At 66.4% G+C, this 13,578-nt stretch carries 12 protein-coding genes; 9 read left to right on the forward strand and 3 right to left on the reverse strand.

What is annotated here, in order from left to right; all coding sequences use genetic code 11:
• Positions 1-21: 21 nt before the first annotated feature.
• Both otsA and otsB read right to left on the reverse strand, forming a co-directional pair.
• The gene (gene otsA / locus CEY05_RS09755; RefSeq protein ID WP_088598267.1) at positions 22-1,413 is read right to left on the reverse strand and encodes an alpha,alpha-trehalose-phosphate synthase (UDP-forming); all 1,392 of its coding nucleotides are present in this window, start codon (positions 1,411-1,413) and stop codon (positions 22-24) included.
• A gap of 105 nt (positions 1,414-1,518) precedes the next feature.
• Positions 1,519-2,259, reverse strand: a complete 741-nt coding sequence (otsB, locus tag CEY05_RS09760; RefSeq protein ID WP_088598268.1) for a trehalose-phosphatase — start codon at positions 2,257-2,259, stop codon at positions 1,519-1,521.
• Between the two features lie 129 nt (positions 2,260-2,388).
• Between otsB and CEY05_RS09765 the strand changes: the two genes are divergently transcribed.
• The 5 genes from CEY05_RS09765 to CEY05_RS09785 all read left to right on the forward strand — a co-directional run bounded on the left by CEY05_RS09765 (position 2,389) and on the right by CEY05_RS09785 (position 7,888).
• Positions 2,389-3,048, forward strand: a complete 660-nt coding sequence (locus CEY05_RS09765; RefSeq protein ID WP_088598269.1) for a response regulator — start codon at positions 2,389-2,391, stop codon at positions 3,046-3,048.
• On the forward strand, positions 3,045-4,448 hold the full coding sequence (locus tag CEY05_RS09770; protein ID WP_088598270.1) for an ATP-binding protein: 1,404 nt from the start codon (positions 3,045-3,047) through the stop codon (positions 4,446-4,448). Before CEY05_RS09765 ends, CEY05_RS09770 begins: the two co-directional genes overlap by 4 nt.
• 89 nt (positions 4,449-4,537) lie before the next feature.
• The gene (locus tag CEY05_RS09775; RefSeq protein ID WP_088598271.1) at positions 4,538-6,016 is read left to right on the forward strand and encodes a DegQ family serine endoprotease; all 1,479 of its coding nucleotides are present in this window, start codon (positions 4,538-4,540) and stop codon (positions 6,014-6,016) included.
• 213 nt (positions 6,017-6,229) lie between these two features.
• The gene (locus tag CEY05_RS09780) at positions 6,230-6,979 is read left to right on the forward strand and encodes a peptidoglycan DD-metalloendopeptidase family protein (RefSeq protein ID WP_369825911.1); all 750 of its coding nucleotides are present in this window, start codon (positions 6,230-6,232) and stop codon (positions 6,977-6,979) included.
• Between the two features lie 57 nt (positions 6,980-7,036).
• Positions 7,037-7,888: a hypothetical protein gene (locus tag CEY05_RS09785; protein WP_088598272.1), complete on the forward strand. Its 852-nt coding sequence runs from the start codon at positions 7,037-7,039 to the stop codon at positions 7,886-7,888.
• Positions 7,889-7,901: 13 nt separating this feature from the next.
• Here CEY05_RS09785 and CEY05_RS09790 read toward each other — a convergent pair whose 3' ends face one another.
• Positions 7,902-8,459: a hypothetical protein gene (locus CEY05_RS09790; protein ID WP_088598273.1), complete on the reverse strand. Its 558-nt coding sequence runs from the start codon at positions 8,457-8,459 to the stop codon at positions 7,902-7,904.
• A gap of 90 nt (positions 8,460-8,549) precedes the next feature.
• On the opposite strand from CEY05_RS09790, the gene CEY05_RS09795 reads away from it, so the two are divergent.
• From CEY05_RS09795 to CEY05_RS09810, 4 genes are all read left to right on the forward strand, one after another.
• Positions 8,550-8,741, forward strand: a complete 192-nt coding sequence (locus tag CEY05_RS09795) for a hypothetical protein (RefSeq protein ID WP_088598274.1) — start codon at positions 8,550-8,552, stop codon at positions 8,739-8,741.
• Between the two features lie 435 nt (positions 8,742-9,176).
• On the forward strand, positions 9,177-9,584 hold the full coding sequence (locus CEY05_RS09800) for an Hsp20/alpha crystallin family protein (RefSeq protein ID WP_088598275.1): 408 nt from the start codon (positions 9,177-9,179) through the stop codon (positions 9,582-9,584).
• Positions 9,581-12,028: an endopeptidase La gene (gene lon / locus CEY05_RS09805; protein WP_233161443.1), complete on the forward strand. Its 2,448-nt coding sequence runs from the start codon at positions 9,581-9,583 to the stop codon at positions 12,026-12,028. The genes CEY05_RS09800 and lon overlap by 4 nt, the downstream gene beginning before the upstream one ends.
• Before the next feature lie 104 nt (positions 12,029-12,132).
• Positions 12,133-13,398 (forward strand): Hsp70 family protein, encoded by a 1,266-nt coding sequence (locus tag CEY05_RS09810; protein WP_088598276.1) that lies wholly within the window; start codon positions 12,133-12,135, stop codon positions 13,396-13,398.
• Positions 13,399-13,578 lie beyond the last annotated feature (180 nt).

The following is a 13,578-nucleotide window of genomic DNA, read 5'->3' on the forward strand; positions in this document are numbered from 1 at the left end:
CGGCGCGGCGCGCGCTCCCACTCACCCCGGCGTGCCGGAGTCCTCCAGGTCCTGCAGGAAGCGGTCGCGCCAGTGCGACAGGTTGTTGTCGTTCAAGCGGCCCAGCATGGTCTTGTAGCGTTCAAGGCGTTCCGGCAGCGGCATGGTCAAGGCCCGGTGCAGCGTATCCGCCATGCCGTCCGTATCGTAGGGATTGACCAGCAAGGCGCCATCCGCCAGCTCCTCGGCGGCACCGGCGAATTCAGACAGCACCAGCACGCCCGGATCGTCCGGCGGCTGCGCCGCCACGTATTCCTTGGCCACCAGGTTCATGCCGTCGCGCAGCGGCGTCACGTACCCCACCTGCGATGCACGGAACAAGGACATCAACAAGGAACGATCGTAGGACTTGTTGATATAGCGCAGCGGCGTCCAGGACAAATCGGAGAAGCGGCCATTGATACGCCCCGCCGCGGTTTCCAGCTGGCGGCGGATATGCCGGTACTGCTCCACGTCCGAACGCGACGGCGGCGCGATCTGGATGAAACTCACCTTCCCGCGATGTTCAGCCTTGTTTTCCAGCAGGCGCTCGAACGCGGTAAAGCGCTCCAGCAAGCCCTTGCTGTAATCAAGCCGGTCCACGCTCAGCATCAGGCGCCGCTGCAACAAGCCCTGCTTCAGGTTGGTGATCTGCTTCGAGCTGCTGTGCTTGAGCGACAGCTTCTGGATCTCATCCGGGTAGATGCCGATGGGATACGCCCCGACCCCGATGCGCTTGCCGTCCAGTTCGATGGCCCGGTCCACCACACGCGACCCGCCCATGCGGCGCCGCACGTAATCGGTGAACGCGCGCCGATCGCCATCGCTCTGGAAACCCAGCTGGTCGTACTCGCACATGGCTTCCACCAGTTCGCGATGCGGCGGCACGGTGGCCATGATCTGTTCAGCGGGAAAGGGGATATGCAGGAAGAAACCGATGCGATTGCGTATGCCCGCACGGCGGCAGGCCTGCGCGAAAGGCAGCAGGTGGTAGTCGTGCACCCACAGGCGGTCGTCCGGCTTGAGCAGGGGCTTGAGCCGCGCCACCAGCCATTCGTTGACCTTCAGGTAGCCCGCGTATTCACGCCGGTCGTAGCGGCTGAGATCGGGACGGTAGTGGAACACCGGCCACAAGGTGCCATTGGAAAACCCGCGGTAATAGAGGTCGTAGTCGCTGCGCGACAAGCCCACGGTGGCATAGGTGATGTTGTCGCGCGATTCCTCCCGCACTTCCTCGGGTGCCGTGCTGCCCTCGGTGATTTCACCGTTCCACCCAAACCAGACACCACCGGCCTGCTTGAGGGCGTCGAACACCCCGACGGCCAGGCCGCCCGCGGTAGGCTTGCCTTCGGCGATCGGGGCTACCCGATTCGATATGACGATCAATCTGCTCACGGCTGAACTCCTTGCATTTCTGTTCATCGGCCGGCATGGAGCACGGCGCGTGCCTCGCGCAGCCGCCGCGAGGTCTGTACTGGTACTGTCCAGGCTTTTCAGCGTTCAGTAAAGTAGGGCCAACCAGCCCGCCAGGGCAGCCGGCGTGGGCATGCGCCACTGCGCGCGGGTGTCGCCCTCGCCTATCTTGATCGACACGCCGCCCAGTTGGCGAGCCATGTCGAACCCGGCTTCATCGGTCAAGTCGTCGCCCGCGAACAGCGGCAGCCGCCCGGCAAAAGGCGGCAGCTCCATCAAATGGGCAATGGCGCCGGCCTTGCTGGCCTGGCGCGGTTTGATTTCCAGCACCATCTTGCCGGGCTGCAGCACGAAGGCATGCGTATGCGGCAGCAGCACGTCGTTGACGGCGGCGCTCACCATCTCCTGCAAGTCCGGTGCATTACGGTAATGCAGCGCCAGGGACAGGCCCTTGTCTTCCAGTTGCAGGCCGGCGTGGGCCTGCACCAGCGGCAGCAGCGCGCGCACCATGGCGGCGACCGCCTCGTTGTCGACACTCAGCTGCGTCTGCCGCCCGTCCGGGCCGCGCAACTGCGCGCCATGCAAGCCGCCCGCGCAATAGACTTGCGGGGCCAGCAAGTGATCGATTTCGCTGATGGGCCGGCCAGAGACTATGGCCAGCGCGCCGCCGGTGGCCTCATGCAGCTGCTTGAGCGCCTCGCGCGTGGCTTCAGGCACGGCGGCCTGTTCAGGCGAGGCGGCAATGGGTGCCAGCGTTCCGTCCATGTCGAACAGAAAGGCGTAGCCAGTGATATTGTCTTTGGTGACCGGTAGGGGTGCGCTCTGCAAAATGAATACCCCACTGCTTAGGTGGGCAGGTTTTTTTGGATAAATTGTTATACCGCGAGGGCCAGCAAGGATTACGATTCTGGAAGTTACAAAACGAGAGAAAACGCCGCGCGGCAGGGAGATTTCCTTATGCGTGTCCTGCTGATCGAAGACGACAAGATGATCGGTGAAAGCGTCCACGACGGGCTGCGCGCCGAATCCTACGCCGTGGACTGGGAAAAAAATGCGCGTGGGGCGGATCTGGCCTTGCGCACTACGCCTTATGACGCCGTCCTGCTGGACCTGGGCCTGCCCGACGGCAATGGCCTGGCCTTGCTGCGCGACCTGCGCGCCCGCAACAACCGCGTCCCGGTACTGATCGCCACCGCGCGCGACGCGGTCGCCGACCGCATCGCCGGCCTGGATGCGGGTGCCGACGATTACGTCGTCAAGCCCTACGACCTGGAAGAATTGCTGGCACGCCTGCGTGCCCTCCTGCGGCGCAGCGCCGGCCGCGCCGAACCCGTGTTCGAGCACGACGGCGTCACCATCGATCCCCGCGATCACACGGCCACCGTCAACGGCGAACCCGTCATGCTGACGGCGCGCGAGTGGGCCGTGCTGCAGCCCTTGATCGCCCGGCCGGGCATGATCTACTCGCGCGCCCAGCTCGAAGAAAAACTCTATAGCTGGCAGGACGAGATCAGCAGCAACGCGGTCGAAGTCTATATCCACGGCCTGCGCAAGAAGCTGGGCCAGCGCTTCATCCAGAACGTGCGTGGCGTCGGCTACGTCATTCCCAAGACATGAAAGCTTCCCACGGTCCTCGCTCGCATTCCCTCCCCCATTCCCTGCTGCACTCCCTGCGCGCGCGCCTGCTCGTCTTCCTGCTGGCCTCCATCCTGGTCGCGGCCCTGGTGCAGGGCGTGGTCGCGTATCGCAGCACGCTGCAGCAGACCGACCAGATCTTCGATGCGCAACTGGTCAGTACCGCCACGTCGCTGACAGCCGGCGACGGCCTGCTCAGTGCCACGCCCATGCCCACCGGCGATGTCGCGCCCGCCGACGACCTGATCATCCAGATCTGGACCGCCAGCGGCGCGCGCCTGTTCAAGTCGCGCACCGGCAAGCTGCTGCCGGACCCGGTCGTGCTGGGCTTCTCCAACGTGCGGGTGGACACCTCGACCTATCGCGTCTATGCCGTGGCGTCGCCTTTCCAGGTGACGCAGGTGGCGCAGGACATGAAGGTGCGCAAGGACACCGCGCGCGCCCTGGCATTGCGCACCGTCGGCCCCATCGCCGCCGCGGCCCCTTTGCTGATGCTGGTGGTCTGGTTCGTCGTCGGCGCGTCATTGCGGCCCTTGCGCCGGACCCGCGCGGAACTGGCGGCGCGCCAGCCGGAAGCGCTGGATGCCGTCGACGAAAGCGGCCTGCCCGATGAAATCCTGCCGCTGGTACGCGAACTGAACCTGCTGCTGGACCGAACCCGCCACGCCTTCGCCCTGCAAAAGCGCTTCGTCGGCGATGCCGCCCATGAACTGCGGTCGCCGCTGGCCGCGCTGCGCCTGCAATTGCAAGCCCTGCAGCGGCCCGGTGACGCCCAGGCGCATCAGGTGGCGCTGGGCCGGCTGGCCACCGGCATCGAGCGCGCCAGCCGCCTGATCGAACAGTTGTTATCCATGGCGCGCCACGACGCCGCCACCGACACCTTGCCGGCGCAAGGGGTCGACCTGGCCGAGGTTGCCCGCCAGGCCATTGCCGACGTGCTGCCCGAGGCCAACGCGCGCGAGATGGACATCGGCATGGAGGGCCTGCCCCAGGCCTGGGTGCGCGGCAACGGCGATGCGCTGGGGCTGCTGATGCGCAATCTGCTGGACAACGCCATCAAGTACACCCCGCGCGGCGGCCGCATCGACATCATCCTGGAGACGGCGCCCACCGGGGCGCGGCTGCTGGTCGACGACAGCGGGCCGGGGGTGCCGGCGGAAGAACGCGAGCGGGTGTTCGACCGCTTTTACCGCCTGGCCAATCATGACGAGGTGGGCAGCGGCCTGGGCCTGTCCATCGTGCGTGCCATCGCCGAGCGGCATGGCGCCAGCGTACGCCTGGAACAGGCGCCGGTCCTGGGTGGCCTGCGCGTGCAGGTGGATTTTCCGCGTCCGGATGCGTCGATCACGGCATCTTCCCCCGCGGACGCGACGCTTCCCTGAGCGGATGGGATTTCCGCTTTCTTAAGTTTGGCCTAAGACTCGGGCAGCAACATGGCGCCGTGTCCCAGGAACCAGCTAAAGGAAGCGACATGAAAAACAAGACTTTGTACCCCACCCGTCTGGCGCTGGCCCTGCTGGCCGCGGGCGCCATCGGTGGTGCCGGCATCAGCGCGGCAGTCGGCTCGGCCCATGCGCAGAGCGCACCGCAGGCGACGCAGGCGCAGCAGCAAGGACCGCAGCAGGCACAGCCCGCCGTCGGCACGGTCACGCCGCCGAACTTCGCCCAGATCACCCGCGAATACGGCCCGGCCGTGGTCAATATCAGTGTCAGCGGCCTGCGCAAGGTCTCGGCCGCCGATGACGAGGACAACCCGTTGGCGCAGTTCTTCGGCGGCCAGTTTCCCGGCATGATGCCCGGCGGTCCCAACGTGACGCGCGAAGTGCCCATACGCGGCGAAGGCTCGGGCTTCATCATCAGCCCGGATGGCGTGATCCTGACCAATGCCCATGTGGTCAAGGACGCCAAGGAAGTCGTCGTCAAGCTGACCGACCGCCGTGAATTCCATGCCAAGGTGCTGGGCGCCGATCCGCAGACCGACGTGGCCGTGATCAAGATCGAGGCCAAGAACCTGCCGGTGGTGCGCATCGGCGACGTCGGCGCCCTGTCGGTGGGCGACTGGGTGCTGGCCATCGGTTCGCCCTACGGCCTGGAGAACACCGCCACGGCCGGCATCGTCAGCGCCAAGGGCCGTTCGCTGCCGGACGACACGTCGGTGCCTTTCATCCAGACCGACGTCGCCGTCAACCCGGGCAATTCGGGTGGTCCGCTGTTCAACGACCGCGGCCAGGTCGTCGGCATCAATTCACAGATCTACACGCGTACCGGCGGTTTCCAGGGCCTGTCCTTCTCCATCCCCATCGACGTCGCGTACAAGATCAAGGACCAGATCCTGGCGCATGGCACGGTTGAACATGCCAAGCTGGGCGTGATGGCGCAGGAAGTGAACCAGGACCTGGCCGACTCGTTCAAGCTGGACAGCCCCACCGGCGCGCTGATCGCCAACGTCGAGAAAGGCAGCGCCGCGGAGAAGGCCGGCCTGAGGCCGGGCGACATCGTCCGCGCCATCGACGGCCGCCCCATCATCTCTTCCGGCGACTTGGCCGCGGTGATCAACCTTGCCACGCCCGGCCAGAAGATCGACCTGGATGTCTGGCGCGACGGCAAGCGCGAGACGCTGACGGCCTCGCTGGGCACCCTGAGCAAGGGTGATGCGGTGGCCAGCAATGGCGACCAGGGTCCGTCGCACGGCAAGCTGGGGCTGGCGCTGCGCCGGCTGACGCCTGACGAGCGCGAGCAGGCGGACACCGACGGTCTGCTGGTGCAGCAGGCCAGCGGCCCGGCCGCCAAGGCGGGCATCCAGCGTGGCGACGTCATCCTGTCGGTCAACGGCGTGGCGGCGCGCAGCGTGGAGCAGGTGCGCGAGGCGCTGACCAAGGCCGGCAAGACGGTGGCCCTGCTGGTCCAGCGCGGCGACAGCAAGATCTTCGTGCCGGTGCAGATCGGGTAAGCCTGCGGGCCGGCGGCGCTTGCTGCCGGCCCGCCAAAGCCATGCGGGACGCCCTCTCGCACATGCGTCGGAATTTCTTGGTACCCTTCGGAGTCCCTGGAGGCTGCTCATCCCAGCCTCCGCCCCCAGGAATCCCGACGCGACCCAGTGCCTGTTTTCTCCGTATCCGACCTTCGTCTGCCGTTTTCGTGGCCGCTTTCGTTGCGGCCTTCGTTGTCACGTTCGCTGCCATTCCAGCGCGATGCGCGCCGCTCATGGGCCGCGCGCCTGTCCGGCGCCGCGCTGGTGCTGCTGCTGGCCGCCTGCGCCTCGACAGGCCCGGTCGGCCCCGGCTATTACCGCGTCCAGGCCGGCGATACGCTGAGCCAGATCGCCCGCGCACACGGCCGCAGTGTCAGCGAGCTGGTGCGCTGGAACAACCTGTCCAGCGCCAATGAGATCGACAAGGGCCAGGTGTTGCGCGTCGACCCGCCTGGCGGCACGGCCGCCAGCAGTGGCGGTAGCGGCGGTAGCGCCGCCAAGTCCAAGCCGGCCGGGCATGGCAGCAGCGGATCCAGCCAACCGGCCTCGCCCAAGCTGGCCCCCGGCGAGCCCATCACCGACATCAAGCTGATCTGGCCCGCGCCCGGCACCGTGGCGCGGGGCTACGGTGGCCAGTCGCGGGGCGTGAGCATCGTCAACCAGCCGGGCACTCCCATCATCGCGGCCGCGGCCGGTACCGTGGCCTACGCCAGCAATGGGCTGCGCGGCTACGGCAACCTGATCATCGTGCGGCACGGGTCGACCTACCTGACGATCTACGCGCACAACCGCAAGCTGCTGGTCAAGCAAGGCCAGTCGGTCAAGCAAGGCCAGACCATCGCGGAAATGGGCGACAGCGACAGCAAGCGCGTCGAGCTTTATTTCGAACTCCGCCGCGGCGGCACCGCCGTGGATCCCACCCGCGCCCTGCCGCCCCGATAACGCGGGCGGTGGCATCTGTGCTATGTTGAGCGGTTTTCCGCGCTCGCCTGCTTTCCGATGGCCCTGGTTCTGGCTCGTTTCGCTTTTGGTTTTTCCCTTACCTGGATCATTGCCGGCGTCCTGCTGCTGGCCACGCTGCTATGCATACGGCTGGTAGGGATCGCCGTGGTCGCCTTCACCGATGAACGGCGCGGCAATGTGGCCGGCGCCGTTGCCGTCGCCCTGCTGGTGATCGGCTCACTGGTGCTGATCTATTTCCTGGGTGACCGCTTGCACACGGCGCTGGGCGCGTCATTCCTGGCCGATGGCGCCAACTGGGTCGCCGGCGGCAATCATCTGTCCGCTGCCGCGGTATTCGGCGCCATGAGCGGCGTGGCCGCGCTGGCCGCCATTCCCGCATGGCTCAATCGGCCGCGCCTGACGCCGGAAGAAAAAGCCGAACGCGCCGAAGCGAACCGCGCCTTGAAGGAAAAGCTGGCGGCGGAGCGCGCCAAGGCCCGGGAGAAAGCGGAAAAGGAACACGCCAAGGCGGTCAAGGAGCAGGCCAAGGCACAGGCCGCCGCGGCCAAGGAAGCCAAGGCCGCCGCCAAAGCCGCGGGCGCCGACAGCAAGGCCGCCGCGGCCGGGGGCAAGCGCGCCAAGGCCGAGGTCGCCGCGGCGCGGGGCCCGCGCCGCGCGGGCCTGGGCTGGACGGCCCTGTTCATGTTGTTATTGGGCGCGGTCATGCTGGCCTTCGCCTTCAGCGTGGCGCCGCTGGCCCCTCCGCGTAACGCCAGCGCCGCTGCGGCTACCTATTACCTGACCCTGGCCGAGCGGGCCCGCCCCATCTACGTGGCGGGGGGCGGCCTGGTCGGGGTGGGATTGTTGCTATTGATGCTGTGGCAGGTGTGGCGCCGGCCAGCGGAGTGAGAACCGGATCAGCCTAGCCGCGGCCGCCGGAGCGCCGCAAGGCGCGGGGCCGCACTTCATCATGCAAGACGCGAGGCTGCGTTTCATCCTGCAAGAGGCGGGGCAGCGGTTCGTCCTGCAGGATGCGGGGCCGCGCGTCATCCAGCCAGCGCGACCATGCGCCGGAGCGGCGTCCACACGGAACGCGGTCGCCCGGCAAGATGCCATCGCTTTCCACGCCCAGGCGGCCCGGGCTCCACATGCTGGAGGAAGGGTGCTCGCCGGGCTCGGCGCCGAACGCCAGGATGATTTCCTGGGCGGCCCGCTTCACCAGCTGGACGATCTCCGGCAAGGCAATCTCATAGCCGTTCTTGCTTTCCACGGGACGGTAGCCGGCTTCCATCAGCAGCACATGCGCCAGTTGTTCCGTCGCGAAGCCGCGCACCACGGGCTCGCAATGGGCGATCGTGTAATCCGGCGGCGGTCCTTCTTCCTGTCCGCCGTCCCGTTCCACGGGTGAACGCACGGAACGCAGCAGCCATGCCATCCCCGGCATCTCGGGTCGGGTCAGAACATACAGGTATTGGGACATGCGCGACTCCTGTTAGTACGCGCGACCGACCAGAAGGGAACGATTCTCAATATAATCAGCCGCGACTGACATCAGAGGAATCGGACTCACATGGCCGCATCGCACAATTTCTGGTTTGTCTGGCGGGTGCCGACCCTGCTGGGCCTGCTGACCGTCTTCGGCCTGCTTGCTGCCCTTTTGGGTACTGGCGCCTGGCACTGGGCTTCCTGGTTGGCCATGGCCCTGCCGTTAGCGGTAGTCGCACTATGCCTGACCCGACCCTCAAAACGCCAGCGTCCGTAGGATCTACATACGAAGCATTACCTGTGCCTACGTTGGCGTCGCATGAACGCCGAATGTTTGCGACGATGTAGTACCAAAATAACGAATTGTTGGTTCCGAGCGTGATTTATTGCGAATTATGCGAGCAAATTTTGCAACTCCTCGTTACATGACTGACTAGGCCCTTTCGGTGGATCGGGCCCATTTTCTTGCGGCGCATCATCTGCGGCGCGGGTTGGCGACGCCCTGCATCAATCACGATTTTTCTGAGACTGGGGGTCCCCCCACCGCCCCCCTTTTCTGGGCTCTCGCCCCTACGGCCGAGATAAAGGCAAGTCCGGACCTCCGTTGCCTGCCCCCCCACAGGAACGCGATATGCGGCCCCCCTTCCCTCATAGCTCTTGAAACGCGCAACGGTGTCGCCATCTACCCTCCATACCAGAGAGGCATGCCATCATGAGATCCCGTGATTTGTCATCCTGGATGTGGGGCGACGCCCTGTCGATGCTTGAGCAGGCCGAACGCCTGCAACGGCAATTCTTCAAGGCGTGTGCCGCCGACCCGCAACGTTGGGAACCTCCCATCGACGTCATCGAGACCGCCGACGCGGTCATCGTCTACGTCGCCCTCCCGGGCGTTCCTGCAGCGGCGGTCACCGTCGGCTTCGAAGCCGGCGGCATAACGGTCGCCGGCGTACGACGTCTGCCGGCAACGCAAGCCGCCCACATCCATCGCGTCGAAATCCCCTATGGCCGCTTCGAGCGGCGCATCGCCCTGCCTTTGCACGCGCTCGAGCCCGAACCGCCCGTCATGGCGGACGGCTGTCTCGTTCTTACCCTCGTCAAGAGAAAGGAAACGCCATGAAGTTCTGGCCCACGATGCAAGTGCGGTCCGGCGACGATGCGCCCCGGACCAGCGGCGGCGCCGCGCCCGCAGCCGCGCAGGCGAGCAGCACCCTCAAGCGCCTGCCCCAGGACGCCATCATCCTCGTGCCCCTGCGCGAGTCGGTGCTGTTTCCTGGCGTCCTGTCACCCGTGACGCTGCGGCGTGCGCCCACCGTCGCGGCGGTACAGGAAGCCGTCAAGAGCGAACTGCCAGTCGGATTTCTCCTGCAGCGCGATCCGACCAAGGACGAAGTCGGTCCCGATGATCTCTATTGGGTCGGTACGCAAGGCCCGGTCGTGCGCTATATCACCGGCCAGGACGACACCCATCACGTCGTCGTACAGGGCGAGTCGCGCTTTCGCGTGCTGGAATTCCTTGAAGGCTGGCCTTTCCTGGTGGCGCGCGTCGCCACCATCGAGCAACAAGAGGCCAAGACCCCTGGCATCGAAGCGCGCGCGCTGCAATTGAAGGAACAGGCGGTCGAAGCGATCAAGCTGCTGCCCCACGTGCCGGACGAACTGGCTTCCGTGGTGCAGGGTATCGATGCGCCCGCCGTGCTGGCCGACATGGTCGCCAACCTGGTGGACGTGAAGGCCGAGGAAAAGCAGGACATCCTTGAAACCTTCGACCTGTCGCGCCGCCTGGACAAGGTCATCGACCTGCTGGCCGCGCGCGTGCAGGTGCTGAAGCTGTCGCGTGAAATCGGTGAAAAGACCAAGGCGCAATTCGACGAGCGCCAGCGCGAACACGTCCTGCGCGAGCAGTTGCGCCAGATCCAGAAGGAACTGGGCGAAAGCGACGACACGGCCGCCGAGGTGGAAGAGCTGAAGGCCGCCATCGACAAGGCCGGCATGCCGGAAGAAGTGCAGAAGCACGCCAGCAAGGAGTTCAAGCGCCTGCAGCGCATGAGCGAAGGCGGCGGCGAATACGCCATGCTGCGCACCTATCTGGAATGGCTGACCGAATTGCCGTGGCAGCAGGTGCCGCAGGCGCCGATCGACATCGCCGAAGCCCGCCGCGTGCTGGACGACGACCACTTCGGCCTGGACAAGATCAAGCGCCGCATCCTGGAATACCTGGCCGTGCGCAAGCTCAACCCCAACGGCAAGAGCCCGGTGCTGTGCTTCTCCGGCCCGCCGGGGGTCGGCAAGACCTCGCTGGGACAGTCCATCGCGCGCGCCACGGGACGTGAGTTCCAACGCGTGGCCCTGGGCGGTGTCCACGACGAAGCGGAAATCCGCGGCCATCGGCGTACCTACCTGGGCGCATTGCCGGGCAACATCATCCAGGCCATGCGTCGCGCCGGCACCAGCAATGTGGTGCTGATGCTCGACGAGATCGACAAGCTGGGTGCGGGCGGTTTCCATGGCGACCCCGGCAGCGCGCTGCTGGAAGTGCTGGACCCTGAACAGAATCACAAGTTCCGCGACAACTATCTTGGCGTGGACTTCGATCTGTCGCGCGTGATCTTCATCTGCACGGCCAACGTGCTGGACACCATCCCGGGGCCCTTGCGCGACCGCATGGAGATCATCCAGCTGCCGGGCTATACGGCGGAAGAGAAGGTGCAGATCGCGCGCCGTTACCTGGTGCGCCGCCAACTGGAGGCCAATGGCCTGCAAGCGGACCAGGCGACCGTCACGGACGCGGCACTGGCCACCATCGTGGGCGACTACACCCGCGAGGCCGGCGTGCGCAGCCTGGAACGCGAGATCGGGTCGGTGATGCGCCATGCGGCCATGCAGATCGCGGAGGGCACGACGCCGCCCATCACGGTGGACGTGGACGACCTGGCGGAATCGCTGGGCCCGCGCCGCTTCGAGAACGAAGTGAAGCTGCGCACCAGCGTGCCGGGCGTGGCCACGGGCCTGGCCTGGACGCCGGTGGGCGGTGACATCCTGTTCATCGAGGCCAGCAAGGTACCGGGCGGAGGTCGTCTGATCCTCACCGGCCAGCTGGGCGACGTGATGAAGGAATCGGCGCAGGCCGCGTTGACCCTGGTGAAGACGTGGAGCGGCGATGCCATGGACAAGATCGACGTCCATGTGCACGTGCCGGCCGGCGCCACGCCCAAGGACGGCCCCAGCGCGGGCGTGGCGATGTTCGTCGCCCTGGCCTCCCTGCTCAAGGGCCGGCCGGTGCGTTCGGACGTGGCCATGACCGGCGAGGTCAGCTTGCGCGGACTGGTGCTGCCCATCGGCGGCGTGAAGGAAAAGACGCTGGCGGCATTGCGGGCCGGCATCACTACCGTCATGCTGCCGCGGCGTAATGAGAAAGATCTGGAAGACGTGCCGAAGGAAGCGCGGGAGAAGTTGAAGTTCGTGCTGCTGGACAACGTCGAGGAAGCCTTGAAGTACGCCCTGGAGGAAGATCCGGCCGTGCCGAGCGCAGCGGCGGGCGTCAGCGAAGCGGCTGTCGCCTGATAGGCCGTACAATGGGGGGGACCGGCATGTCGCCGGTCCCCCCCTTTACTTTCCAAATCCGTACCCGCGCTTCTTGTCGCGCGAGCCGCGGCGCATTTCTCTTCATGACTGCATCCTCTCCCGCGACTGCCTGCGGTGTCGACTTCGGCACTTCCAATTCCACTGTCGGCTGGCTGCGTCCCGGCCAGCACTCGCTGCTGCTGTTGGAAGACGGCCGTCCCACCCTGCCTTCAGCCATTTTCTTCCACGACGAGGACGAGACGGTCAGCTATGGCCGCGGTGCATTGGCGGACTACCTGGCCGGTTACGAAGGCCGCCTGATGCGCGCCATGAAGAACCTGCTGGGCAGCCCACTGATCGACGGCCATACGGAAATCCGCGGCCGCGGCGTACCGTTCCGCGTACTGCTCACGCGCTTCATCCAGCAATTGCGCGAGCGCGCGCAGCAGACGGCGGGCCGCGAGTTCACCTCGGTGGTGATGGGCCGCCCCGCCTTCTTCGTCGACGACGACCCCGACGCCGACAAGCTGGCCCAGGACACGCTGGGTGAAATCGCCGCCGCGGTAGGCTTCAAGCACATCGAATTCCAGTTCGAACCGCTGGCCGCGGCATTCGACTATGAATCCAAGCTGGATCGCGAGGAACTGGTGCTGGTGGTGGACATCGGCGGCGGTACCTCGGACTTCTCGCTGATCCGCCTGGGGCCGCAGCGCGCGCAGGCGCTCGATCGCCGCGCCGATATCCTGGCGCACGGCGGCGTGCACATCGGCGGGGGCGATTTCGATCGCCAGCTGAACCTGAAGACCGCCATGCCCTTGCTGGGCCTGGGCAGCCAGTTGCGCAGCGGCAAGGACGTGCCGTCCACCGTCTATGGCAACCTGGCCTCCTGGCACACCATCAACTTCGTCTATACCCCCAAGGCGCGCGAACAACTGGCCTACATCCGCGCCAACGCCGCCGAACGGGACAAGATCGACCTGCTGTTCCGGTTGATCGAGCAGCGCGAGGGCCACTGGCTGGCCTTGCAGATCGAAGAAGCCAAGATCGCGCTGTCGGATGCGCCGGAAACGCGGCTGGTGCTGGATCGCATCCAGGCCGACCTGGACCTGAACGTCGACCGCCCGGTGCTGGATAACGCCACCGCGCCCTTGATTGCCCGCATCGAGACCACCGTGGCCGGCCTGCTCAAGGAAGCGGGCGCCGCGGCCGCCAAGGTCGACACCGTGTTCTTCACGGGCGGTTCCAGTCGCCTGCCCCTGTTGCGCGAACGCGTCGCCGCCTTGTTGCCCGAAGCGCGCTCGGTGGAAGGCGACCTGTTCGGCAGCATCGGCGCCGGCCTGGCCCTGGACGCTGCACGCCGCTTCGGCTGAGACGGCGGTCAGCGCGGCGTCAGCATGGTGACGCCGTGAAGGGCGCCGCGGATGTACTTGGCGCCGCACCGATAGACAGCGCCGCGTCAGGTTCAAGGCAGGGGCCGGACTCGCCCTTGCGCGCGCGTTGCGGCGAATAAGGAAAGTCTGAGAAGTCGCGGCGCATCGCGCCCGCGAAAC

The sequence above is a fragment of the Achromobacter sp. HZ34 genome, assembly GCF_002209485.1.
Taxonomy (GTDB): Bacteria; Pseudomonadota; Gammaproteobacteria; order Burkholderiales; family Burkholderiaceae_B; genus Bordetella_C.

Bases quoted from the DNA above. Each gene is read 5' to 3' on its own strand.
- CEY05_RS09765 (WP_088598269.1), top strand. From the start codon at position 2,389: ATGCGTGTCCTGCTGATCGAAGACGACAAGATGATCGGTGAAAGCGTC.
- CEY05_RS09770 (WP_088598270.1), top strand. From the start codon at position 3,045: ATGAAAGCTTCCCACGGTCCTCGCTCGCATTCCCTCCCCCATTCCCTG.
- CEY05_RS09775 (WP_088598271.1), top strand. From the start codon at position 4,538: ATGAAAAACAAGACTTTGTACCCCACCCGTCTGGCGCTGGCCCTGCTG.
- CEY05_RS09785 (WP_088598272.1), top strand. From the start codon at position 7,037: ATGGCCCTGGTTCTGGCTCGTTTCGCTTTTGGTTTTTCCCTTACCTGG.
- CEY05_RS09790 (WP_088598273.1), bottom strand. From the start codon at position 8,459: ATGTCCCAATACCTGTATGTTCTGACCCGACCCGAGATGCCGGGGATG.
- CEY05_RS09795 (WP_088598274.1), top strand. From the start codon at position 8,550: ATGGCCGCATCGCACAATTTCTGGTTTGTCTGGCGGGTGCCGACCCTG.
- CEY05_RS09800 (WP_088598275.1), top strand. From the start codon at position 9,177: ATGAGATCCCGTGATTTGTCATCCTGGATGTGGGGCGACGCCCTGTCG.
- lon (WP_233161443.1), top strand. From the start codon at position 9,581: ATGAAGTTCTGGCCCACGATGCAAGTGCGGTCCGGCGACGATGCGCCC.
- CEY05_RS09810 (WP_088598276.1), top strand. From the start codon at position 12,133: ATGACTGCATCCTCTCCCGCGACTGCCTGCGGTGTCGACTTCGGCACT.